Consider the following 1,145-nt stretch of genomic DNA (forward strand, 5'->3'; position numbering starts at 1 on the left):
AGACATCTCCCAAAACTCGCAAAGCTTATCTGGCAAAGGCTTTGCGAATTATAACTCTTCTCAAAAATCTCTGCCTTCTAACACGGGTTAATCAGGCTTTGAGCTAGTTTCAGTTAATTTAGAACCCAAATATAGATAGGGTAGCACTGCAATTTAGACCCCACTGTCTTCGGGTTTTAATTGTGGCAGTATTAAGGCTCCCACTCGCAACCTGACTAACCCGCAAATTGTCAGAATTACCTGCTGATATCGGGAGGAGCTTAGCCGAAACCTCTCAGAGGCTACTCGGAATATTTTGAGTAATCTAATCATATGTTCAACAACAATTCGTTGCTTTGATAATTTTTTATTTTCTTTTTTCAGGTCGGCGGTTAATTCATGCTTCTTCGGTTTTTTGTGGGGAGTCTCAATCTGCTCCTCTCCTACATAACCTTTGTCTCCGAGAAACCTTTGCCCAACCGCAAATTCTGACCGTCGCTCTCTAAAGAGATTAATATCGCTATTAGGTCCCGGTTTCCCCACTATAACATCGACTATTTCTCTTGTATTTGGTAGGACAATCAACTGATTTTTCCGCGTATGATTTTTCTTCTTTCCTGAGTAGCACTTTTTCTGCTCTTCATAGTCTTTAGGTCTTTCCCTGACTTGTTCTGAGCTATCTATCACTAACTCGCATTCCTTCAGCATTTCCTTGACCCATTCCCCGTCTCCTTCGTTTTTTTTTACTTGTTCTAATAAACTCGCTGGTAACAATTCTCGTAATATCTCTGACCAGTAATGAAACAGACTGTGCGCTGTCGATTCACTCACCTCGAATTGCACACCCAACATTTGAAACGTTGGCATGTGATGGAGGTAGACTAAAGTTAGCAAGATTTGCTCCCTCACGGAAAGCTTTGGCTTTCTGCCACCCCCTTTGTTAATTATCCTAATTTTGGTGTTTTCATGCACAGCCTGCTTTTTTTCCTCTAAAGCGGCTGCTTGGGTTATTAGCTGTTGCAGTTGTTTGTAGTCAACTCCTATTAGCCGTTTAGTTTCTTGTGGATTTTTAGTGATGTATTCTAGTAGCGAACTCATGTTCAGTCCCGAAAAAAAGATATTTTACCATCTCTTCCTACTCTTTATTTTATTTTTCGGAGATGTCT

At 40.7% G+C, this 1,145-nt stretch carries 1 protein-coding gene; it reads right to left on the minus strand.

Annotated features, from left to right (window positions below):
* Nucleotides 1-153: 153 nt before the first annotated feature.
* Nucleotides 154-1,077 (minus strand): transposase family protein, encoded by a 924-nt coding sequence (locus QUA23_RS30930; RefSeq protein ID WP_333079690.1) that lies wholly within the window; start codon nucleotides 1,075-1,077, stop codon nucleotides 154-156.
* Nucleotides 1,078-1,145: the final 68 nt, after the last annotated feature.

Origin of the sequence: Microcoleus sp. Pol1C5, assembly GCF_036701115.1 — a bacterium.
In the GTDB taxonomy this organism is placed as follows: Bacteria; Cyanobacteriota; Cyanobacteriia; order Cyanobacteriales; family Microcoleaceae; genus Microcoleus.

Excerpts from the sequence above, each read along its gene's own strand:
- QUA23_RS30930 (WP_333079690.1), bottom strand. The coding sequence starts at position 1,077 with ATGAGTTCGCTACTAGAATACATCACTAAAAATCCACAAGAAACTAAA.